Annotated in this window: 20 protein-coding genes and 3 pseudogenes; 8 read left to right on the top strand and 15 right to left on the bottom strand. The window is 68.9% G+C overall.

Annotated features, from left to right (window positions below):
• Positions 1 to 25 precede the first annotated feature (25 nt).
• The 5 genes and pseudogenes from AMK21_RS36450 to AMK21_RS31720 all read right to left on the bottom strand — a co-directional run bounded on the left by AMK21_RS36450 (position 26) and on the right by AMK21_RS31720 (position 2,998).
• Positions 26 to 358: a recombinase family protein gene (locus tag AMK21_RS36450; protein WP_234422102.1), complete on the bottom strand. Its 333-nt coding sequence runs from the start codon at positions 356 to 358 to the stop codon at positions 26 to 28.
• 61 nt (positions 359 to 419) lie between these two features.
• A pseudogene (locus tag AMK21_RS36445) lies at positions 420 to 578 on the bottom strand (recombinase family protein); the annotation flags it as partial.
• Between the two features lie 42 nt (positions 579 to 620).
• Positions 621 to 1,004, bottom strand: coding sequence for a hypothetical protein (locus AMK21_RS36440; RefSeq protein ID WP_234422101.1), 384 nt, complete (start codon positions 1,002 to 1,004; stop codon positions 621 to 623).
• A 228-nt stretch (positions 1,005 to 1,232) separates the two neighbouring features.
• Complete coding sequence (locus AMK21_RS31725) at positions 1,233 to 2,081, bottom strand: hypothetical protein (protein ID WP_073882601.1); 849 nt, start codon at positions 2,079 to 2,081, stop codon at positions 1,233 to 1,235.
• Entirely contained in the window at positions 2,078 to 2,998 is a 921-nt protein-coding gene (locus tag AMK21_RS31720; RefSeq protein ID WP_073882600.1) for an ATP-binding cassette domain-containing protein, read from the bottom strand. The genes AMK21_RS31725 and AMK21_RS31720 overlap by 4 nt, the downstream gene beginning before the upstream one ends.
• 131 nt (positions 2,999 to 3,129) lie before the next feature.
• On the opposite strand from AMK21_RS31720, the gene AMK21_RS31715 reads away from it, so the two are divergent.
• Positions 3,130 to 4,317 (top strand): sensor histidine kinase, encoded by a 1,188-nt coding sequence (locus AMK21_RS31715; RefSeq protein ID WP_073882599.1) that lies wholly within the window; start codon positions 3,130 to 3,132, stop codon positions 4,315 to 4,317.
• Positions 4,314 to 4,985, top strand: a complete 672-nt coding sequence (locus AMK21_RS31710; RefSeq protein ID WP_073882598.1) for a response regulator — start codon at positions 4,314 to 4,316, stop codon at positions 4,983 to 4,985. The genes AMK21_RS31715 and AMK21_RS31710 overlap by 4 nt, the downstream gene beginning before the upstream one ends.
• A 132-nt stretch (positions 4,986 to 5,117) precedes the next feature.
• Here the strand turns inward: AMK21_RS31710 and AMK21_RS31705 are convergent, their stop codons facing one another.
• A complete protein-coding gene (locus AMK21_RS31705) occupies positions 5,118 to 8,159 on the bottom strand; it encodes a Tn3 family transposase (RefSeq protein ID WP_073882597.1) in 3,042 nt (1,013 codons plus the stop codon).
• A 265-nt stretch (positions 8,160 to 8,424) separates the two neighbouring features.
• Between AMK21_RS31705 and AMK21_RS31700 the strand changes: the two are divergent.
• Positions 8,425 to 9,242 (top strand): annotated as a pseudogene (locus AMK21_RS31700) (cytochrome c oxidase assembly protein).
• Between the two features lie 67 nt (positions 9,243 to 9,309).
• Here the strand turns inward: AMK21_RS31700 and AMK21_RS31695 are convergent.
• Complete coding sequence (locus AMK21_RS31695; RefSeq protein WP_079181293.1) at positions 9,310 to 9,471, bottom strand: hypothetical protein; 162 nt, start codon at positions 9,469 to 9,471, stop codon at positions 9,310 to 9,312.
• Positions 9,472 to 9,747: 276 nt separating this feature from the next.
• Positions 9,748 to 10,326, bottom strand: coding sequence for a hypothetical protein (locus AMK21_RS31690; protein WP_073882596.1), 579 nt, complete (start codon positions 10,324 to 10,326; stop codon positions 9,748 to 9,750).
• 167 nt (positions 10,327 to 10,493) lie between these two features.
• Between AMK21_RS31690 and AMK21_RS31685 the strand changes: the two genes are divergently transcribed.
• Positions 10,494 to 11,114: a transposase gene (locus AMK21_RS31685; RefSeq protein WP_234422100.1), complete on the top strand. Its 621-nt coding sequence runs from the start codon at positions 10,494 to 10,496 to the stop codon at positions 11,112 to 11,114.
• A 1,076-nt stretch (positions 11,115 to 12,190) separates the two neighbouring features.
• Here AMK21_RS31685 and AMK21_RS31675 read toward each other — a convergent pair.
• Genes AMK21_RS31675 through AMK21_RS31665 form a run of 3 tightly spaced genes read right to left on the bottom strand, consistent with a single transcriptional unit; the run spans position 12,191 to position 15,113 of the window.
• Positions 12,191 to 12,592, bottom strand: a complete 402-nt coding sequence (locus AMK21_RS31675; protein ID WP_014158408.1) for a DUF6009 family protein — start codon at positions 12,590 to 12,592, stop codon at positions 12,191 to 12,193.
• Positions 12,589 to 14,118, bottom strand: a complete 1,530-nt coding sequence (locus AMK21_RS31670; RefSeq protein ID WP_073882594.1) for a DNA primase family protein — start codon at positions 14,116 to 14,118, stop codon at positions 12,589 to 12,591. Before AMK21_RS31670 ends, AMK21_RS31675 begins: the two co-directional genes overlap by 4 nt.
• Positions 14,115 to 15,113 carry a bifunctional DNA primase/polymerase gene (locus AMK21_RS31665; protein ID WP_234422099.1) on the bottom strand — a complete coding sequence of 333 codons (999 nt, stop codon included), beginning with the start codon at positions 15,111 to 15,113 and terminating at the stop codon, positions 14,115 to 14,117. The genes AMK21_RS31670 and AMK21_RS31665 overlap by 4 nt, the downstream gene beginning before the upstream one ends.
• A gap of 939 nt (positions 15,114 to 16,052) precedes the next feature.
• On the opposite strand from AMK21_RS31665, the gene AMK21_RS36760 reads away from it, so the two are divergent.
• Positions 16,053 to 16,184, top strand: a complete 132-nt coding sequence (locus AMK21_RS36760) for a hypothetical protein (protein ID WP_267893947.1) — start codon at positions 16,053 to 16,055, stop codon at positions 16,182 to 16,184.
• A gap of 81 nt (positions 16,185 to 16,265) precedes the next feature.
• Here the strand turns inward: AMK21_RS36760 and AMK21_RS34960 are convergent, their stop codons facing one another.
• The gene (locus AMK21_RS34960; protein WP_143194897.1) at positions 16,266 to 16,514 is read right to left on the bottom strand and encodes a hypothetical protein; all 249 of its coding nucleotides are present in this window, start codon (positions 16,512 to 16,514) and stop codon (positions 16,266 to 16,268) included.
• Between the two features lie 386 nt (positions 16,515 to 16,900).
• On the opposite strand from AMK21_RS34960, the gene AMK21_RS31655 reads away from it, so the two are divergent.
• On the top strand, positions 16,901 to 17,365 hold the full coding sequence (locus AMK21_RS31655; protein ID WP_234422098.1) for a hypothetical protein: 465 nt from the start codon (positions 16,901 to 16,903) through the stop codon (positions 17,363 to 17,365).
• A 542-nt stretch (positions 17,366 to 17,907) separates the two neighbouring features.
• Positions 17,908 to 18,306 carry a hypothetical protein gene (locus AMK21_RS31650; RefSeq protein WP_073882591.1) on the top strand — a complete coding sequence of 133 codons (399 nt, stop codon included), beginning with the start codon at positions 17,908 to 17,910 and terminating at the stop codon, positions 18,304 to 18,306.
• Here the strand turns inward: AMK21_RS31650 and AMK21_RS31645 are convergent.
• A complete protein-coding gene (locus AMK21_RS31645; RefSeq protein WP_073882590.1) occupies positions 18,303 to 19,109 on the bottom strand; it encodes an alpha/beta hydrolase in 807 nt (268 codons plus the stop codon). The two genes, AMK21_RS31650 and AMK21_RS31645, sit on opposite strands and share 4 nt — an antisense overlap.
• A gap of 340 nt (positions 19,110 to 19,449) precedes the next feature.
• Here AMK21_RS31645 and AMK21_RS31640 point away from each other — a divergent pair.
• Positions 19,450 to 20,176 (top strand): annotated as a pseudogene (locus AMK21_RS31640) (ATP-dependent DNA ligase); the annotation flags it as partial.
• 237 nt (positions 20,177 to 20,413) lie between these two features.
• On the opposite strand, the gene AMK21_RS31635 reads toward AMK21_RS31640, so the two are convergent.
• Entirely contained in the window at positions 20,414 to 20,926 is a 513-nt protein-coding gene (locus AMK21_RS31635; RefSeq protein ID WP_073882589.1) for an SRPBCC family protein, read from the bottom strand.
• Positions 20,923 to 21,294: an ArsR/SmtB family transcription factor gene (locus tag AMK21_RS31630; RefSeq protein WP_073882588.1), complete on the bottom strand. Its 372-nt coding sequence runs from the start codon at positions 21,292 to 21,294 to the stop codon at positions 20,923 to 20,925. Before AMK21_RS31630 ends, AMK21_RS31635 begins: the two co-directional genes overlap by 4 nt.
• Positions 21,295 to 21,831 lie beyond the last annotated feature (537 nt).

Below are 21,831 nucleotides of genomic sequence, written 5' to 3'. Positions count from 1 at the left end.
CGAACGGACATGTAGCGCTGAGTGACTACACGGGGCTGCGGTCACGCTGCTGAAGGGCGGCGAAGTCGGCGTGTGCCGTCTCGACTGCCTCCGGGTACGCCTGGGTCTTCTCGTGGTCGGCGAGTGCCCGGTAGATGCTCGCGGCCGAGGGGTTCTGTCCCTTGCGCTTGCCGGTGGGGATGATCAGGTCGGGCTGGATCTGCTCGACGGACTCGCCGAGCGCCTTGCGCCGCAGCACGGTGTGCAGCATGTCGTCGGTGATGACCGGGGGCCGGCCGCCGTACTTGCCCTTGCGGGCCGCGGTCTCCAGCCCTTCCAGCTTCGCTTCGCGGATGTTCTCCCGCTCTGTCTCTGCCATTTGCGGCGAAGAAGCCGAACAGCAGCTTGCCGGGGCCGGTGGGGTCGTAGATGCCGGGCAGCGGCCCGGCGAGCATCTCCAGCACCAGGCCGTGCTCGGTCAGATGGTCTGCGAGGGCGGTGAGCTCTGCCGCGTCCCGTCCGAGCCTTTTCATCTCGAACACGGTGAAGATGACCCGGCAATGCGGGGCATGCGCCTTGACCTCCCGGGCGGTCCTCAGCGCCTCCTCGAACTGCGGGCGGACCTTGATCCGGGTGCTGATCTACTCGCTGAAAATCTTGTCGCTGCTGATGCCGTGTTTGGCGAGGGCGTCCAGCTGCGAGTCGAGCTCCTGGCTGAGGTGCGAGCAACGGGCATAACCGATGCGGATGTCCGCGCTCAGCAGACTGGGATCGACGGCTGCGGGTACCGACTTGCCGGGCCGCCAGGGCTGCCCCGGCCCTCGGTTGGCCGGGGTCGGCACCCGCAGCTCCTTCGCCAGCTTCGGCACCTTGGTGAAGCGGCCGGTGTGGTAGGCGCTCGTGACTGCCCCGCTGCGCGAGCGGCACGGTGAGCCGGGGGCGGCCTTGCACTTCGGGCACGGATGGCGCTCGACGAGATCGGCTTCGGACTCAGGTCCGGCGGAGGATTCTTGAAGGCCCGTCATGCACCCGGATTTTCGCACAACGCAAGTCTCAGAACCCTCCTCCTGACACCTTTGCGTGCGAACGGGTTCTGAGAGTCGATCCGCTTCTTGATGGCCTTCGTCCGGCCCTTTTTTGATCTTGCTCGGGTAAAGGGTCGTTTCTGAGAGACGTTCATCGAGGCTGCGACAAGCTTCGGGGGCCTTGCCCCTGTGTCTCCGGGGCGCGATATGTGCGTCTCGGAGACACGTTCACACGTCGCGGCGTCGTACGAGGACCACCGCGAGGACGACCGCGAGCAGCGGCCAGAGGACGTACACGGCCCAGGAGCCGGGGACGGTGGCGTCGTAGCCGAGCGAGTGGGGATCCGGTTCCCAGGTCTGCACCAGGCGCCGCCAAGCCGCGGCCGGCATCGCGTGGTTCACAGCGGCGGACCAGCGCACGCTCTGCGAGAAGATCGGCGGCAGCATCACCAGGACGAAGGCCGTGGTGACCATGGTGGCGGCGCTGTGCCTGATCAGAGCTCCGAAGCCGAGGCCGACCAGGGCGCAGACCGGGGCCAAGAGGGCCGACGCGATCAGCGCGCGAAGCACTCCGGGATGGCTGAGCGGGACCCCGGCCCGCTCTTCGCTCAGGATGGCTTGGGACACTAGGAAGGAACCGGCGGAGACGACCGTGCCGAGCGCGGTCCAGAGCGCGGCGGTGACGACCGCCTTGGCCGCCGTCACCGCCCCGCGGGCGGGGACGGCCACGGTGGTGGTGGCGATCAGGCCGCTGCTGTAGTCGCTCACGACGGTGAGGGCGCTGATGCTCCCCGCGACGAGCATCAGCGTCATGTAGCCGGCCGGGGGGAACGCGGCGAACACGTGAAATCCCTCATTGGTCCGCGCGGCCGCGCTCATCCGTCGCAGGTCGTCGTTCTCCGCCAGGGCCGAGACCGCGGCGGATCCGATGACGAAGAGGGTGGTGAGTGCGAGGGTCCACGGGGTGGAGCGCAGGGACCGCATCTTGATCCACTCGGAGGCGAGCAGGTCGCGGAACCGGGCGGGCGGCTCGGCGGGGGACGCGACCGAGGCGGAGGCGGAGGTGAGTGAGGTCATCGGAGCTGTCCTGCCTGGTATTCGACGCTTTCGGCGGTGAGTTCCATGAAGGCCTCCTCCAGCGAGGCGGTTCGGGTGGTCAGCTCGGTCAGCAGGATCCGGTGCTCGAAGGCGAGCGCCGCGATCCGCTCGGCGGGCAGCCCAGTCACGGCGAGCCTCTCGGTGCCCCGCGCTCCCTCCGGGTCGACCGACGCGCCCGCGGCGGTCAGTACGGCGGCCAGCTCGGCGGCCTGCCGCGTGCCCACCACGACGCCGAGGCCGGCGCCGCGGGCCGCGAAGTCCCCTACCGACTCGTCGGCGATGAGCCGGCCCCGGCCGATGACGACGAGCCGGTCGGCGGTGTTCTCCATCTCCGACATGAGGTGGCTGGAGAGGAAGACCGTGCGGCCCTCGGCCGCGAGGCGCCGGAAGAGGCGGCGCATCCAGAGCACCCCTTCCGGGTCCATCCCGTTGACGGGCTCGTCGAACATCAGCACGGGCGGGTCGCCGAGCAGGGCAGTGGCGATCCCGAGCCGCTGCTTCATGCCGAGCGAGAAGCCGCCGATGCGGCGGTTCGCCGCCTCGGCCAGTCCCACTTCGGACAGCACTGCGTCCACGCGGCGTGGGGAGATCCCGTTGCTGCGGGCCAGGGCGGACAAGTGGGCCGCGGCGGTGCGTCCGCCGTGGACCCGGCCGGCGTCGAGGAGCGCGCCGACGTGCCGCAGTCCGCGGGCGTGGCTGCGGAAGGCGACCCCGCTGACGGTGGCGGAGCCGCCGGTGGGCGCGTCGAGCCCGAGCAGCAGCCGCAGCGTGGTGGTCTTGCCGGCTCCGTTGGGGCCGAGGAATCCGGTGACATGGCCCGGCCGCACGGTGAAGGAGAGGTGGTCGACGGCGGTCTTGGCGCCGTAGCGCTTGGTGAGTTCGTTGACTTCGATCACGGGAGCAACACTCCCGGGAGGACCCCCGTCCGGTCATGGGGCCGTGGGCGACCATCGCCGGGCCGGGTTCGCCCGGGGGCGTAAGCCCACGGGACGATGCCGCAGGGGTGGCGGCTGGATAGCCTCCCGGGATGAGCGACATACCGACCGCCCCGCCGCCCTCGCACCTCGCGGCCTGGGCGGGGGGCGTCTTGTACTTCCTCGCGGTGGGTCTGCTCATCGGAGGTGCGCCGCTGGCTTCGGGCACGGTCCACGGCCTCGGGGCGATGCTCGCCGCGACCCTGCTCGTCGGCGTCCTGCGCCGCGCGCCGCTCCTGACCCTGCTCCTGGCGCTGCTCGGATCCTCCGTCGTTCTGGCGGGCGCCCCCGCGGACCTCTCGGACGCGTACCCGAGCCTGTTCCTGGCGTATCTGTCGGCGGACCTCTTCCTCGGGTTCGTCGTCGCCACGCTCGCGCGGCGGGCTTCGGTCCTCGCCGCGGCCGGATCGTTCCTCGTCCAGTTCCTGATGATCGGCGGGTTCACGCACGGGAGCGACATGATCGGCAACGTGGTGATCACCGTCCTGGCGATGGCCGCGGCCTGCACCGCCGGCCAGTTGAGCCGCGAACGCCGCGAGCACGCGGTGGCGTTGCGCACACGGGAGGTGTCCGAGGCGGTCGTCGCCGAACGGCTTCGGATCGCCCGGGAGCTGCACGACATGGTCGCTCACAGCATCGGCATCATCGCGATTCAGGCGGGGGCGGGGAGCCGGGTGGTCCAAACCCACCCCGAGGAGGCCCGCGAGGCGCTGTGTGCCATCGAAGTGACCAGCAGGGAGGCCCTGTCGGGTCTTCGGCGCACAGTGGCGGCGCTCCGTCAGGCCGATCCGGACACGGGGGCCTCGGGGCGGGCCGCGCTCGCGCCATCGCCCGGCCTCGCGGACCTCGAACGGCTGGCGGCGGCCACGGCCGACGCCGGCGTACGGGTCGAACTGCGGCGCAGCGGACAACAGCGCCCGCTTCCGGCCGACATCGACCTGTCGGCCTACCGTATCGTCCAGGAGGCGCTGACCAATGTGGTCCGCCACGCGGGCACCGGGGGGTGCCGCGTGACCGTCGACTACGGGGACGAGGAACTGTCGGTGGAGATCGTCGACAACGGGCACGGCGGCGGTGCCGGGGACGACGCGGCCCACGGCTTCGGCATCGTGGGCATGCGCGAGCGGGTCGCCCTGCTCCACGGCCGCTTCAGCGCCGGGCCGCGTCCCGAGGGCGGATTCCGGGTGGCGGCACGACTCCCACTGCCGCAGCCCGTCGGAGTTGCGGTGGAGGCCCGATGAGCGGGGGTCCCGTACGCGTCCTGCTCGTCGACGACCAGCCGCTGGTGCGGTCCGGGCTGCGCATGCTCATGGCCCACCACCCCGACCTGGAGGTCGTCGGCGAGGCTTCCACCGGCGCGGAAGCGGTCCGGCTGGCCGGGGAGATCGACCCCGACGTCGTGGTGATGGACATTCGGATGCCGGGCATGGACGGGATCGAGGCCACGCGCCTGATCACCGCCGGACCGGCGGCCTCTCGCGTCCTCGTCCTGACCACCTTCGACGAGGACGACCACGTCTACGGCGCGCTGCGGGCCGGAGCGAGCGGCTTCGTGGTCAAGGACATGGCGCTCGACGAGATCCTCGCGGCGGTCCGCGTGGTCGCCGCCGGCGACGCGTTGATCGCGCCCGGCGTCACGCGCCGCCTGATCGCCGAGTTCGCCGGTCGCCCCGCGAGCGCACCGGCGCGCTCCCCACGGCCAGTCGAGGGCATCACCGAGCGGGAACGGGAGGTCCTGACCCTGGTCGGGCGCGGCCGGTCGAACACCGAGATCGCGGAGGACCTGTTCATCACGGTGGCCACCGCCAAATCGCACGTGTCCCGCCTGCTCACCAAACTGGACGCCCGGGACCGGGTTCAGCTCGTGATCACCGCCTATGAGACGGGGCTCGTTGCACTGCCCGGCTGAGCGCGTATGAAAGCTACACCGGTTTCCTGGTCCGCTCCTCGCACAGCCCTGCCGCCGCTCACGACGTTGCCCAGGACGGTGAAGCGTTCTGGGCAACTCGCCTTCACCACGACTCCGGCCAGGCCCGGAGCGTCACACCGGGATGCTTGCCGCCTCCCCGTGCGGAGTGCGCGGGCCGGGCACCGTCGCCCGGATGGACAGGTCCTGATCGAGACGGCTGTTCATGTCCAGCTCGAACCGGCCGTAGGGATTCACATGGGTCCAGAACAGCGGCGACAGCGCCCGGCGGTCCGCGTCGGTGAGTTTGTCCGCCCACTTCGGGTCGGCCAGGACCTCCTGCATCAGCAGCGTGTTGACGTGCACCAGAGCGGACTGGAGGAGGTGCAGCGCGAGCATGCTGACCTCCTGGGACTCCTTGTCCGAACCGGCCAGGTCGCCGTCCTTGCCGTAGAAGAGGTCCTTGTTCGCGGAGTTCCAGTTCTCCACCACCTGCAACCCTTCGTGGATCTCCTGGCGCATCTCGACATCGGCGAGGTAGTCGCAGACGAACGAGGTACGCACCGCCCTGCCCAACTCCTCGATCGCCCGGTACGTCGGGTGCTTGGGGCCGCCGCGGGTGAACCGGCGCAGGACCTGCTCGGCCTCGGCGGTGCCAAGGCGCAGGGCCGTGGTGTACTTCACGATCTGGTCGTACTGCTGGGCGATCAGGTCCCAGTCGATGGTCTTGGTGGAGAGCACCGGGCCCAGGTTCGGCCACTGGTCGTCCTGACCGGCCGCCGGCCGGTACAGCTTCGCGGAGCCAATGTTCTTCAGCCTCGGCATCAGCTTGAAGTCGAGCATGTGCGCGAAGGCGAACCCGACGATGGAGGCGCCGTGCGTGTCGGTGTACTGCCGGTCGACGTCCATGTCAGTGCAGTGCCGCAGTACGCCCTCGATCATCGAGGCGACCTCGGAGGCCGAACAGGACTTGAGCTGGGAGTAGATGCAGACGGATTTCCGCTCGACGTGCCAGTAGATCATCACGCCGGGGCCCCGGTAGCGCTGGTGCCACTCAGTCATCAGGTTCGAGGACCAGGCGCCGAACTTGCGACTGTCGGAGGCGCACGCGGTGCCGGTGCCCCACCACATCTCATCCCGGACGGCGAAGGTGGCGTTGACGAGCTTCCGCAGTGCCGCGCGCATGTTGGCGCGGTTGACGAATAGGTGCCGCACCCGGCGCAGCGTCGCCTCGCTCTCGCCGTGTTTGCCGGTCACCGCGACCCGTTTGATCCCCATGTTCGTGCCCAGCCCGAACAGGACCAGCAGCAGGCGGCGCCGCAGCACGTCCTTGGACAGGTTCTCTCTTGTGGCGACCGAGGTGAACTCGGAGATGAAGTCGGTGTCGAACTCGGCGTACTTCAGGATGTCCAGCAGGTCGATGGTGCCCCAGCGCCGCTCGATCTCGCCCTTGATCGCCACCAGGGACTCGGGCTCCTCCTGCTTGCCCCGCGGCGAGACCCGAATCCACGGCTCACCGTGCTTCTTGACGATCGCCACCCCACCCGTCGTGCCCTCCGCCAGGGCGCGGTCGAAGCGATCCAGCGAGGTGCGGAGCTTGCCCTGGAGGGCGGCGATGAACTCCCCGGCGTCCTGCGGCTGCCTCAGCGCGGCGTAGTGCACGTCCCGGTTGTCCTCAAAGTCCGCCGGCAGGTCGTCCTCCGGGTTACGCCACCGGTTCGCCCCCACCACCCAAATCTCCCGGCGCCGCACCGCATCCCGCAAAGCGACCAGCACGCACAGCTCGTACGGGACGCGCTCGATGCGGCCCTTGTCATCCACCACCGCCACCCGCCAGTGCTCGGGCACCACCCCCGCCAGCGGCACGCTCTCCGCCGGATCGAAGAACGCACCCTCTTTCAGAGGCTGGTCCAGGTAGCGCTGGAGCAAGTCGATCGCGTCCATCACCGGCCGGTACGAGGTGTTGTTGCACTTCAGCTCCAGCGCCCCCAGCAGCGGCGAGAGCATCCGCCGCCAGTGGGCTGAGTACGAGGAGCGCAGCACCGTGCGGACCCGGGCCTTGTAGCGGGCCTCGTTCGCCGCGGCCTCCGCCGCCAGCGCCTTCAGCGTCCTCTCCCCGCCGACCACCGGGTAGATCACCCGCCGCACCGTGCCCGACGGCTCGGACAGCGCCGCCTCCGCGACCCGCAGCAGCATGCCTTCCTTGCCCCGGATCTTCTTCAGCTCAGCGTTCAGCTCCTTGTCGACCTTCCGTTCCGCCCTCGTGTTGATCTTCAGCACGAGCTGGATGAACAAGTCCACCAGCGAGTCGGTGATCTCCGTCTGCCGCACATGGCACAGCGCGGCCAGCAGTGTCAGCCGCCTTGGAGGCTTCATCCGTTCCAGGTTCGCCGGGTACTCCTTCGACGCCCGCGCCCGCCACGCGTCCACCAGCTTCTCCGACACGTCCGCGAACAGGTCCGCGGGCAACTCCAGCCGCCGCACCCGCTGGAGCTTGTTCACCTCCGCCAGCAGGCTCTCCAACCCTGGCGCCCCCGGGTCGGCCTTCAGCTCGGCGAAGTGCGACCGACCGCCGCCCGAGACCGCACCCTCACTCTCCCCGCCTTCGCCCGTGTCGTCCTCGCTGCCGGCGACCAGGTCCTCCAGGCGTGAGCGTGTCGCGTGCGACATCCGTTCCACCCTGCTGCGGCAGAACCGGGCCTCGAAGTCCTTGACGGCCTTACCCACCAGCCGCCCGACCCGCCCCGGGGCCGGCGGCTCGATGTGGTCGTTACGGCACCGGGCCACCACCGCCGCCGCCAGTCGCTCCCGCGACAGCTCCACCGGGCACAGCTCAGCGGCCAGCCACTCGGCCAGCCGCACTTGGTCCTCCTCGGTGTTCGCCCGAAATCCGTACGCCTCACGGATCTCCTTGCGGTGCCGCTTGATTCGGTCGCCCTGCCAGTCGTAGTCCGCCCACGCACCGGCGGGAACCTTCACCTGCTGGGCCACGTACTCAACCGCCGCCGCGGGCATCTCCCTGGGCGACTCCGGGAACCGGGCCTCCACCTCGAAGAACTTGAGCAACAGTGCGAAGCCCAACCGGGTTGCACCGGATTTGTTTCGCACCTTCTTCATGTCGTCTTCAAGCAGCGTCCAGACCTCGATCAGGTCTTCCGGCTCCCAGTCCTGCCGCATCTACCCACCCCTCGGAGTCACTCGTTCAGCTCAACGAGGCGGTCAGTACAGGGAAACGAGGACCGCAGCAGTCACACAGCGCTACATACCACCTGGCGGCAGCTATACGAGAACCGGGCCGTCTACGCCGGTGACCAGCAGATCTGGTGGGACCTAGGGTTCCTGCTGCTGGGTGCCATCCTGGTCGCGGTGGGCTGGCTGATCCAGCGCCGGGCAAGCCCTTCGACCCGGAGGGTGACGGGCCGGTACGGGAGGCGCGGCGCACATGACCGGGCATCCGGCACATCACCACCAGGAAACCGGCGGCCTGCCGTTGGAGGTTCTGCTGCCGGCGGTGTTCGTGGTGCTGCTGGCCGACGGCTACGTTCTGCTGGCGGGCCGTGCGCGGCGGCGCAATCCGCAGGCCGGGTGGAACTGGTGGCGCACCGGATGGTTCCTGGCCGGGTGCACGCTGCTGGCGGCCCTGCTGCCGCCCCCGATCGCGCCGTGGGCGCACGGCGGCTTCCGCGGCCACATGCTCCAGCACATGCTGATCGGCATGTACGCGCCGCTGGGACTGGTGCTCGGGGCACCCGTCACGCCGCTGCTGCGGAACCTTCCCGCCGAACAGGGGCGGCGCCTGACACGCCTGGTCCAGAGCCGGCCGGTGCACGTGCTGGCCAACCCGGTCACCGCGCTGATGCTCAGCCTCGGCACGCTGGGGCTGCTGTACTTCACGCCGCTGTACAACACGATGTCGGCGAATACGGGGCTGCACTGGCTGCACGCCCACTTCCTGCTCGCCGGGTGCCTGTTCGCCTACGTCATCGCCGGCCCCGACCCGGCCCCCGCCCGCCCAGTGTTCCGGTGCGGCTGGTGGTGCTGGGCGTGGCGATCGCCGCACATGCGGTGATCTCGCAGCTCATGTACGGCGGCTTCGGCATCAACATCCACGCCCCCGTCGACCAGGTCCAGGGCGGCGCTCAGATCATGTACTACGGCGGTGACATCGCCGAGCTGCTCCTGGCCGTCGCCCTGGTAGCGACGTGGCGCCAGCAGCCCGCCATGCGCCGGTCGGATGCGGCCCGGCCCGCGGTGCTGTGACGATCGCGGCCGGGGCCGGCGCGGGGGTGCGTGCGCACGCCGGTCGGGCGGGCGGGCGGTGGTGAGGTCAGCGCTGGGCCAGGCGCCGGCGCAGGGCGGTGCCGTTGAGCGGCAGCTTCATCAGCGGGCCGATCAGGCAGAAGTCGAACACTCCGGCCGCCAACGGCAGCAGTCCCGCGGCGGCCAGGATCCACCAAGCGCCGCCGGCCGTGGCGCCGATCGCGATCATGGCGATGCCCGCTGCGGCACGTACGGCCCCCTGCGAGGAAAGCGGCTGCCCAGCCGGTGATGTCGAGCAGGATGCCGTCCAGCGGGCCGCCGACCAGTTCGGCGTAGTTCCGGCCGGGCACCGGACCGGACCGGGGGTGGTCTTGTCCGTAGATCCGGCCGCGCGGCAACTCCTCATTTCTGTTCATGTGCCCAAGCCTTCCAGGCTCTGCCGACAGAGCGAGGGCTTGCCCGGTTCCGTCTTAGTCTCGCGCAAGCGCGGCGGGCCGGGAGAGGGTTAGCAGCGGTGGCCGAGGTGAGGCACGTGCACCTGGGACGCGACCCTCTGCACCATGCCGGCCTTCTGCTGCAGGGGGCGCTGCTGCTCTCCGTGCAGGGCGTTGAGCACGACGACGGCACCGGTCAGGGCCGGGATGGCCCACTGCATCAGCGTCAGGTGGCTGTGAGCCTTTTCCAGGTCGATGGGGTGGCTGCCCGCCTTCTGCAGGTCCTCCGGGTCGCCGGAAGCGGAAAGTTCGATCTTCTTGCCCAGCACTCGGCTGTAGGCGGTTGCGGCCAGCGCTGCCCCGGTCAGCACGGTTTTGGCCAGTGTCGAAGCGGCGACTCCCTGCTGGTTCTGCACCCGGGCGGCGTTGGCGGCCAGCAGCCCGGTGCCGCCGATCAGGTGCGCGCCGATGGCCACTGCGTTCACCGGTGTCCACTTCGCCCAGCCCACGCTGGCGATCATTGAGGCCTCCCCCGGTCCTTCGTTCCCGGCAGCGCCGTTCAGACCGACAGCGCCCATCAACGACCCGCCGAACCAGGCCGCCAGGCCCAGATCATGAACACTGCGCAGGACGGTATTGCGTTCCGACATCGTTGCTCCTCACCTCGAGACGGCCCACAGGGGTCCACAAGCCGTCTCCACGCTCGCCGTAGTCGGAGCGCGACGCCACAGGGACGGCGCAGCCGGGCTACGCGCACCGCTCGATCGAGCCGGTCCTTGCTGTCTGGCGTCTCGAGCGTCGGATCCGGGCTCTGAGCTTGGGCCAGCTGTCCGAATACGAGCTGCGCGACATAATGGACGCGATCTTGTACGTGGACCGGGCCGGGGTTCGACGGCGCTACCTCCCGTACGACTTCCCGCACTGGAACAGCGTCTACGGGTACTTCGCCAATGCCCATGGGCCGACGAGGACGTCGCCCAGATCAACGGTGACCAGGCAGCTCCTGCAGGAGAAGGAGAGTTGGCTGGAAGCGGAGCATCTTCACCGCCACACTCGGTCTTGTCCTGGCGGTGCTGGTCACTGCGACCAACGTGCAGGACTCCGTCGCTGCCGCCCGGCTCATCGACCAGGTCGCCGCCGACCAGCCTGGAACCCGCAAAGGCCTGGGTCGGCGGCGGCTACCGCCGACACCTCGTCAAGCATGCAGCCGCCCTCGGCATCGACATGGAAACCACCACCGATCCCGAAACGCTGGGCAGTCGAGAGGGCAACCGGCTGGCTCATGCTCCACCGCCGCCTCGCCCGCGACTACGAAACCCTGCCACCCACTTCGAAGCCATCATCCACATCGCCACGACCGACCTCACGACCCACCAGGGAGCACACCATCTCCTGGCGCGACCCGAAGAAGATCACAGAACCTGTCCTCCCGGGATGAAACATCGGGACGAGAACGACCTCTGAGCTACACACCGTAGTTCCCATTCGGCCTAGCGTCACGCGCTCCGCGCGGAGGACACTCTTAGCGTGAGAGGGCTCTTGCAGGTCACTGAGGAGGTTCTCTGATGAGAAGTGGCAGCATCGTCGCGGGTATAGCCCTGGCGATCGTTTCCGTCGCTCCGTTGTCCGGCGTCGCCCATGCTCAGGATCTCAACTGCTCGGACTTCCGTTTCCAGGAAGACGCCCAGGCCGAATTCAACCGGGACCCGAGCGACCCGAACCGGCTCGACGAAGACCGGGGACCCGACGACGGCATCGCCTGCGAAGTACTGCCCCGCCGCCGCAGCGCGGACACGGTGCCGCCGGTAGGCCCAAGCGCCACAGGCGTACCGCCGGTGAGCCCGAGCGTCCCCACCCTTCAACGAGCGGCCCCCGTCGATCCGACCGTTCCGAGTCGCGGTACCCAGGCCGGGGTCGGCGGAGCACCCGGACCGTCCGGTCTCAGTCAGGGCATAGGCCTCACCATGGTCGCCGGGGCCGCCTTGGCAGGCGGGTACCTCACCGTACGACGCTTGAACCGCAGACAGACGCCGTCGTGATCACGGCCTGGTACTGCCTGACCGACATCTCGAAGGGTGTCACCGTGAACGGCTGCGACGTCGACGTCTGGGCCAACCGGCATCAAGGGCCCCGGCGTCTGAGAGCTTGCTGCCCCAGGCCGTGAGCGAGACTTGAACACGTCCCCCCAGGGAGCCGGTTCCGCCCCTGCACCTGACTCGTGAAGAGTTGTACGACTCGGCACCGACACGCCCCGACCGCCGACGGAGAGCGGTACCCGGAGCCGCTCGACCGGTGACCGCCCTGGGCCGTTGAGTCGCGTCAATGCACGATGTAACCGAGCGACGTCGACACGGCCTGGCAAGCCTGCTACGCATGTGAGTGTTCGGGACGACGGCGATCCCGGAATTGGTCACAGCTTGCTGTGCTCGCCGTCGCGGTCCCCCACCGCCGACATCCAACACGTAGTCAACATGCTGCCCGAAGCCTGGGAACGGGGACGGTCCGTGGTGGGGGTCAGAGTGGAAGGGTTATGCCGAGTTCTTGCATGGCGGTGGAGGGTGGTCCGCCTTCGGAGCGTTCGGTCTTGTAGCCCTTGGTGCCAGCTGCCAGGGTGCGGGGATCGACAGCTTCGGCGGGGGCGCCGGTGGCGTAGAGGCCTTCGGGCTGGGTGTCGCGGTCGTGTGGGAGGAGCCAGAAGACGCGTCGGCGGAAGGTGCCGGAGGAGCGAGAGGCTTTGGCCTTCGGGCCTAGGAGGGCGTAGCCGATCATGCGACCGTCGCGGTGGTAGGGGGGCTTGCCGCGGCGGGTGGGCAGGCGGTCCAGGCTCTGGCGGACGTAGTCGAGGTCGGTGGTTTCTTCGAGCCAGACGAGTTCGATCTCGTGGCTGATCTCGTCCTCGGTGATCAGGGAGCTCATGCGTTCGCCTGCCTCTCCTGCTCGGGGAGCAGTCCGATACCCGGGTAGTACTTCCGCTGGTTGGACAGGATCATTTCCTTCGGGGAGGCCAGGCCGGCGAGTTCGCGGGCGCGGGCGGCGAAGGCGCGTGAGGTCATGGCCGGGGCTCCTTCCTCCTGGCACCAGGTGCGGTAGGCGGCGTAGAGGCCGGTCTGCTCGGCCCGCAGTTCGGGGCCGAGGGTGCAGCATTCTTCGAAGAAGCGGCCTGTGTGGTCCTCGGTTTCGGCGTAGGCGGTGGTGGCGATGCGTACGCGTTCGGGTCCGGTGAGGTCTTTGTCGCCGGCGAGGTAGCGGCGGGCGCCGTCGATGAGCCAGCCGAGGATGCCGGAGCCTTCTTCTGTGACGAGGATGTCGGCGAGGTTGTCGATTTTGCGGTCGTCGGAGACGACGCGGGTGAAGGGGATCAGGCGCATCCGCCGCCAGAACGCGAATCCGCCGGTGCCGACCTCGGGCCGGTGGTTGCCAAGGAGCCAAAGTTTGTGGGTGGGCTGGAAACTGAAGAAGTCCTGGCGCATCCGGCGGGCCTTGATGCGGTCACCGCCGGTCAGCAGCTTGACCCTCGCTTCGTCGAACTTGTCTCCGTGCTTGACCTCGGAGCAGACGATGACGCGTCGTCCGTGGAGCTCGGCGAGGTCGGTGGGGTGCCCTTCGTAGGGTCGTGCCATGAGGAAGCCGGGTGGTGCGGCGTCCGCGTAGTCGCCGAGGAGCTTCATGAGGACGTCGAGGAGGACGGACTTGCCGTTCTTTCCTGAACCGAAGAGGAAGGGCAGGACTTGTCCTCCGACGTCGCCGGTGACGGAGTAGCCGAGGAGGAGTTGGAGGAACGCGATCATCTCGGTGCCTTCGGCGTCGTCGCCGAAGGTGTCGGTGAGGAAGCGGTTCCATCGGGGGGTCGGGCTGGGGCGGGGCCCGACGGAGGTGGAACGGGAGTGGAAGTCCTTGTTCGGGTCGGGGGTTTTCAGCAGGCCGGTGCGCAGGTCGACGATGCCGTCGGGGGTGCACAGGACGTAGGCGTCGGCGTCGAGCCGTGCGGCGTTGAGAACCATGCCCGGGGCTGCTTTGGCCTGGCTGAGCATGGCGTTCATGCCGGTGGTGGACAGAGCTCGGCGGCGGTGCTGCTGAAGGGCTTGGGTGGTGTAGATGCCGCGGGGGTCGCTGGACGCGATGCTTTCGGCGAGGTCGCCTGCGGCCCAGACGACGGTGTCGTCCTCGTCGATTTGCCAGCGGGTGGTGTCCCACCTGTACCAGCCCATGCCGGGGACGTGCCGGTAGTCGTTGGCATAGAGCTTGACGAAGAGTTTGGCGTTGCCTCGGTCGGTGAGAGTGTCGGGCAGCAGCCCGTGCTTGGTCGCTTCCCCTGAGCTAGTAGCCGGGGGTGGTGCGAGGGCTTGGGCCGGCAGCGGCAGGGGGGCTTGTTCGCGGATCTGTGCGGCGACGAGTTGCGGGTCGAAGTGGAAGAGCATGTTGTCGTTGCCGGGTGATGTCATCGGACGCTCCCGGGGTACAGGGGGCGCTTGAGCCCGGCGGCCATGCCGCTGCGGATGATCTGTTCGGCTCGGCGTTCCTGGCCGGGACGGGCGGCGGCAGCCGTCTGCAGGAGAAGATCCTCGGCTTCCTGCTGAGGAAGACGACCTGCGGCGACGAGGCCGCCGAGGGTGTAGGCAGCGCGGTTGAGGGTGTCGGAGAATCCCGCTCCTTCGGTGACCTGGCCGCAGGCTTCTAGGGGGGCGAGTACGGAGGCGAGGAGGTTGTGAGTGTGGTGGTGGCCGCCGCCCGCAGCAATGACGGCCTGCTGCGCTCGCGGGGGCACAGCGCGAGGGGCTGGGACGTCCGAGGGAGGTAGGTGACCGGTGCGTTCGAGTTCCTGGGCCAGCCAATCGGGGAGGACTGCAGGACGCCGGACAGCGCCGAGCGGAGTGTAGGTCCCGGCGGCCGTGGTGGTGCCGGGCGCGACGATGTAGCCTCCGTTGGCCCTGACGTCTACCTGCCAGGCCAGAGCACGCCCTGGGCTGGAGCCGCTGGAACACTGCCAGCTGCGGTTGTCCCCTACGCGGTACCAGACGTGGAGCCCTCCGGATGGTGTCCGCACGCGCAGGGTGCTGGCGTCGTCTGCCGGGCTGGGCATGTCTCGCAGGGCCGCGAGCACCGCGATGGTGTGGAAGCCGTTGGTGAGGCCGGCCAGGTTGACCTGGTCGCTGATGGGGATGCCCGGCAGGATCCTGTCGCGGCTGGGAGGCTTCGTCGCGTGGGCGTCGATGTCGATGACGACCAGCCCTGCGGGGCCGCAGGCAACGCCCGTGCCGAACTGGGGGTTGTTGCCCCACCAGCGGTCGATGCGGCGCTGGTCCAGCGTCGCCGCGTGGAAACTGTGGCACCAGCGCCCCTCGGACGGGCAGGTGCATCCTGCATGGGAGTGTCCGGGCCGGCGGCAGGTTTCACAGTTCGCCGCAGGAGTCTTACGGCCGGGAGCCAGGGGGTGCACAGGCCAGCCCTGTCGGGCGCACCACCTTGCCGTAGCAAGTGGCACATCAGCGACTGAAGGAAGCAAGCCTTCATCCTGTGAGTCGCTGGGGTAAATATGCAGGTCAGCAGGCATCAACACCCCCTCAAAGCGACTGAAGCGACTGAACAACAAACACACCTTAGCGAACTGCTGCCCGGTACTGGCGCTGCCGAGGCGGGAAGGGCGCGTCTCTCGACGGTGAGCTACTGGCACTGCTGCTTGAACAGCGACTGAATAAGCAACGCAGCGACCGGGGGCTTCGGTCGCTGCGTACGAGGTTCCAGAAAGATGCAGCTCAAGGGCGTGCAACTGCAGCAACAGCGACTGAAGCGACTGAAGCTCGCTATATATGACGCACACGCGCACACAGGAGTTCCTGATATATGCCGAAGTCCGGTCGCTTCGGTCGCTGTTCAACTGCGCTCCCCCCCTTCTGAGCTGTGGTTTCTTCGCTTTCTGACTGAGCGACCGAAGTAGCTGTCAGTCGCTCAGGTTCAGTCGCTGACCACCCCAGCGACTCAAGCGACTCAAGCCCACACACGCTCCGGAACGCGCAACACGCCGGTTGGCTTGGGCGCGGCGTCAGGAGGAGGGGGCAGTCCAGTGAGTATTTTGCAGTGGTCGGCGACCAACGCCGACGGTCTTCTCGCCGATCTGGATCTGCCGCCGCCGCTTACCGGGCGTTGCTGAAGATGCGGGGGAGCCAGCGAGGCCGGTGGCCGTATCGCGATGGACCAGGGGACCCTCAGGAAGCTCCTGGGGCTCAGCCGCCCCAGCGCGAACGCCGCACTGCGGGAGCGGGAGCTGGCCAAGCGTCTACCAGATCAACCCGATGCTGGCGGGCTACGACTGCCGCGAGGACGCGTTGGACGCCGTCAAGGCGATGCCGAATGCTGACCGGCTGGACAGCAGACCTGCGTGTCGGACTACCACCGGGCCGTCGCCGCGTACCACGACCAGCTGGCCGAGCACCGTAAGAAGCGCGCAGCCGCCGCCGCGAAGAAGGCCGTGGCCGCAAGGAGGCGGGGTTCGCTGCACGTAGTCGGCTGACGAGCTTCGGTTATGCACAGCAGGGCCGGACAGGGGGTTCCTGTCCGGCCCTGCTCGTGAGTTCATGTAACCGATACGGTCTCAGCAGTCGCCGACCCGGGAGGCTCCACGAACCTCAGTCACTCCGCCGAGGTAGGTGTCGGAGCCGGCCCCCACGCAGATCTTCTCGTCGGGCCAGAAGATTTTGTCGATGTTGATCTTTTCGCTCTTCGTGATGCAGTTGCGCCAGTATCGGACCTGGGTGTCCAGGACCTGATGGGTGTGGTTTCCGCAGGGGTCGTGCGCCTGTGGGGCGGAGAGCGGCGGCGTAGCGCTCGCCGGGGAGGTCACGCTCAGAGCCAGGACTAACGCCGCAGCGCCGACTCCCAGACCTCGTGAGATGCGTGAAGGCTTCATTCGTCTGTCCTTCCAATTCGTGCAGGCCGGGACATCACAGGCCACGACGTCCACGCGAGCACTGCACAGAGTCGCTGCCCTACTAGCACCAGCACTGCCCATGATTCGACAGTCAAAGCCACCCTATAAGGGCTAATCAGGTCGAATTTTCGCTTGTCTACGGATTACGGCTGCGGGCCAGGCGGGCTCCTCCACGCCCCACCCACCCGGGCCGCCACGAACACTCCGCCCGCACTGGTCGTGGATCGTCCGGATCGCCCCTGTAGGCGGGGAGTTGGCCAGATCGGGCCTGGGCCTCGGGCATCCCCCTCCTGGAACATGTGAAGCCGCAACCGGCTCACATCCTGGAGGTCACATTGCGTACGAAACTCGCCGCCGCCCTCGGTGCCGTGGCACTGACAGCGGGCGCTTTGCTCGGCGCTCCCACCGTCAACGCCCAGGCAGCCGACTACCCCGTCAGCCCGTTCCGCGTCGAGGTCGGAAACACATGGACCGACGGCAAGTTGACCTGGTACAACCGGTCGGTCCTCGTGGAGGGGACACACAAGTCGGTGAGTTCGGCCGGCCGCGAGTACTGCCGCCTCACCTGGGGGCGCACCTACGACGCCAACCGTGGGCTAGTGGGTACAAAGGGCTCCGATCCCAGTGACACGGCCTGCGGTACGACCAGAACCTTCAGTTTCGTCGTTCCGGCAGACCTAGTCGGTGGAGCCCGGCTCGTGCGTATCTGTCTGGACGACGGCAATTACAAGGACCTGCTGTGCGCGCCTTACTGGCGGCCCTGACCGCGGCCGCTGGACTTCCTGGCCTCGATGTGTGCCGTCGGCCCGTCTGTGCCCCGCGGGTCCCGTCCGCGCGAGTGGCTCCTCCCTGTTGGCGGCTTGCTCGCGGCCGGGACCCGGCTGAACACTCCCGCCGGTCCCGACCCCGAGGCCTACCCGGCCGGGACAGACAAGCGCCACCAGGAGCACGAGCACGACCAGGACGACGTGGCCGCGCTGCGCGCCGAGCTGGCGGCCGCACGCCACGGACGTCAGAGCGGGCCAGCGTTATCAGCATGAGCTCGTCGGTGAGCAGCTTGTCCCGCAGCGTGCCGAGCACCAGGAGCAAGGCAAGGACGCCGCATGTCCGGCCGTCTTCACGGGAATCCAGAAGTGATCATGCGGGTCGCGGGATACTCGTCGGCGAAGGTTCGTACGTCGAGGAGCGGTGACGCGGCCCTAACTTTCTCCGTGAACACCTTCTTGAACAGAGGGACGGCCCGGAGGCGAACGTTTTGTCCAGGAAGCGTTTCGGGCGAAGCGTCTATCGAGCAGATCGTGAAGGCGTGTTCAGCACCGTTCGTACCGGGCTCGCCACCTGCACCGGCCCGCTCGGCGACAGCTACACCAGAGAGCGACTGATGGTGCAGAGCGCGATCTGCTACCGCGAAGCCGGCCACAGCGAACGGGCCGTCGGCCTCTTCGGCGAACACCTTGCCACGGACGTGTTCGCGCCCCGCGACCGCGCGTTCTTCACCGCCCAGTACTCCGGCGCCCTGGTCGCGGCCGGCGAACCGGACGAAGCCGCCACCGCCGCGCTGGGTTCACTGGCGCTCGCCGCCGGCGCTCGCTTCGGACAGGCCCTCTCCGAGCTCCACCGCACCGCCGACGACCTCACGCCGTACGCCAAGCGCCCGGCCGTACGCGAATTCCGGCAGCGGCTGGACGAGCTGGCGGTGGCCTAACCCAGGAAGGCGCTGACCTTCCCGATCACCTCACGTTGCCATGCCTGCGACTGCGGGTGCAGGTACTGGGGGTCGTCGTGGACGGCGAAGCCGTGCTGGGCACCGTCGAGCTCCACCAGTTCCACCGGCCCGCCGAACATCGGCCGGTGACGGCGGGAGGACCCGACGGGCACGAAGGTGTCCGCGGTGCCGTGCACCATCAGCACCGGCGCCCGAACCCCGGCCAGGATCGCCGGGGTGTTCAGGTAGAAGACCTCGTTCAGCAGGGCCCTGTTCAGCTCGAACGGCGACTTCTCGGTGAAACCGTGCTCGTCCAGCCGGACGGCCATCTCCCTGGACAGGTAGTCGTCCGACCAGCCCGGCCGGGAGGTGATGTACCGCTCCTTGTAGTCCAGCCGCGGGTTCAGCAGCACCAACTTGGCGACATCATCGGGCCGGTGGGCGGCGTGCAGTGCGGCGGCGCCGCCGGAGAACGAGGCGGCGATCACGTGCACCGGGCGCGGTCGGCCGGTGTGCGCACGCAGGTGGTCACAGGCCGCGCGGATGTCGTTGGTCACCGAGGCGATCGTCAGCTCCGACTCCCGCCCGCCGCCGGCCCCGTGTGCCCGCAGGTCGAACCGCAGACTGGTCACCCCGGAGGCGGCCAGGCCGACGGCCAGGCGCGTGAAGAAGCCACCCTCCTCCCGGGTCACCCCTGCCCCGTGGACCAGCACCGCCATCCCGGCCGACGTCTCCGCCGAGCAGACCGTGCCGACCAACGCGGTACCGTCCAGGGACCGAAACGCCGTCGCGTGATCGACCACAAGCAGACCGTAGCCACTCGGTGGGGCTCCCGAACCCGCTCGCCCCATTCCCGCCAGCCAGCGCCGCAGCGCGCGCGTCCAGGCTTCCACTATCGCTGTGCGGGCGAAGGTGGCTGACGTGCCGTGCCGGACGCTGCGGTGTCGCGGGACGAGCCACCCGCTCGCTGCCCTTGTACGCGCTCGGGCCCGATGTGCTTGTCGGCCGCCCCTCCATCGACGCCCAGCGACACCGCCAGGTACGCCCCGTCTCCTGACCCCACGCCACGACCGTGCACACCGCCCTCCACCACACGGCGGTACGGCACGGTACGGCTGCGCGGTGATGCTGTTCTCCTTCGTCGTGCTGGACGGGGAGATCGTGGCACTCGACGGGCCGCAGCGACTTCGAGCGCCTCCAGCAGAGAATGGGCCTCGCCGGCTCCCCCGCCGAGGCCGCGCGCATGGCGGCCCGTGTACCCGCGCACCTGATGCTCTTCGACGTCGTGCACCTCGACGGCCGGCTCCTGACCAAACTGCCGTACGCGGAGCGACGGGAACGTCTGGCAGGACTCAAGCTGGCCGGGCCCGCCTGGTCGACACCCTCGGCGATCGTCGGACACGGGACCCAGGCGTGGGAAATGGCCCGGGACGCCGGACTGGAAGGGCTGATCGCGAAAGGACTCACCTCACGGTACGAACCCGGGGCACGGTCGAAAACCTGGGTGAAGATCAAGGTCCACCGGATCGCCGACGTCGTGATCGGCGGGTGGGTACCCGGGCGAGGCCGGCTGACCGGCCTGCCCGGGGCCGTCCTGGTCGGCGAGCGGCGCAACGGACTCCTGCACTACGCGGGCAGCGTCGGCACCGGCTGGAGCCAGGCCGACCGCACTCGTCTCGCCGATCTCCTCCAGGCCACGGCCATCGATGCTTGCCCCTTCGCGCAGGTCCCGCCGGTGACCGGGGCCCGGTGGGTACTCCCCCGCCTTGTCGGCGAGGTTCGCTACACCTCCCGCACCCGCGCCGGACGCCTGCGCAATCCCTCCTGGCACCGGCTACGCCCCGACCTCACTCCCGACGACCTGGCCTGAGTGCGCTGGGCGGACGTTCCAGGCAGGGCGGAAGCCGCAGGACATTCGTCGAGAGGCTGGCGCTCGGCCGTCCACGAGGGAGCACAGAGGGCTGAGGTACGTCCCGATCAGAACCGCGTCACGCGGGCTCTCTTGCCCTTCGTCATGCCCGCACCCCGTCAGCACCCTCCCACAAGGCCGCCCTTCTCGGAGGAGGGACGGAGGAACGAAACCGCCGTACTCGGTGACTTGTCGGGCTCAACTGCTGAACATGTCGAGGTAGTGCTGTTCGTGGATCGGATGGTAGTCGCCGAAGTCGACGGATGCCGGGTCACCGCCGGTCTCGGCGGCGACGAGCCGGTCGAGGTAGTAGTCCCAGCCGGGGCCGACTCCGCCCGCCATCGCCGGGTCGTCGCCGACGGACTGGGTGAAGGTGAGCGTGGTGGTGCCTACGTGCTCGACGAGCGTGAGAGTCATGTGCCAGATGAGTTCCTGGCCGGGCACCTGCGACTTCAGGACCAGACGGTGGGGGGCCTGGCACTCCTGGATGGTGAGGAGCTCGGCCTGGTGTTCGTCGCCCTCGTAGAGCATCCGGAAGTCGACCGAGCCGGTCGATGGATCGCCGGTCCATTCGCCGATCCATCGGGCCAGACGGTCCGGTTCGGTGACCGCCGCCCACACATCCTTGATGCCAGCCCGGAAAGTGCGGTCGAAGGCGATGCTGTCCAGGCCGTCGATGGTCACGCGACGCCCGGTGGGGGTGCTGGTCATGCCGTTTCCTCCTGCGGTCTTCCGGGAGCGGCGTCTGTGCCGGCCCGGCGGTCGTGGACGGTTCTACGGACCTCCAGGTCGAGGGCGTCGAAGGCGCTCTCGGGGATCGGGGGGCGGCGCCCGGCGAGCTCGTCGAGCAGGGCGCGGACCGGGGCGAGGCCCGGGCGGGCAAGCGCGTAGTGGCGCTCGCGACCGCGGTCCTCAACGGTGGTCAGCCCTGCCTCCGTGAGTAGCCGCAGATGCTTGCTCACCGCGGGCCGGCTGATCGGGTGCCGTGCCGCGAGGTCGACCACCCGGGCCGGGCCGGAGGCGAGGGCGCGCAGCAAGTCACGGCGTATGGGGTCGGCCAGGGCGATGAACGGGTCCACCCCTTATTGGTAAGCTTTTGGTTACCAATTTGCAAGCCCTCGGCTCCACGGATCCAGGATTGCCTGACGGGGAAACGGCCCTACGCCTGGCCGCGGTGGTGATCGTCGGCGTGCGCGGCGGCCGGCGCGCACGCGGACGGGGCGCCGTCCCGCGTGGCGGCGGTACGGCGCGGGCATTGAGTCGTCTGTGGCCTGGGTGATGTCCAGCGAATCCGCACGAGCCATGGCCGCCGACGCCACCCCGCCCGGCTCGGCCACCGTGCGGACGCATCTATCTCAGGTGGTGGCATCCGGGGAGGCGGGCGTCAGCCCGTGCTGGTCGACCGGCGCTTCCGCTCATCCTGCGGGCGTCCGCTGGCCGTACGGTCGTGCGGCCAGCGGAGCTCTCCGCCCGCCCGCTTCGAACTGCCTGTCGGGCAGAGGCCCGGTTCATGTGCACAGCCGTCACCATCAGGGCGTCCGTGAGCGAGACGGGCCCGTTTGTGACCGCCTCGGATCACCTTGCGGGGTGAAGTGGGACCGGCAACGCCGTTCGTC

The organism is Streptomyces sp. CB00316, assembly GCF_001905595.1.
Classification (GTDB): Bacteria; Actinomycetota; Actinomycetes; order Streptomycetales; family Streptomycetaceae; genus Streptomyces.
The sequence above is the reverse complement of the archived record's forward strand: the minus strand, read 5'-3'. Positions and strand labels throughout refer to the sequence as shown.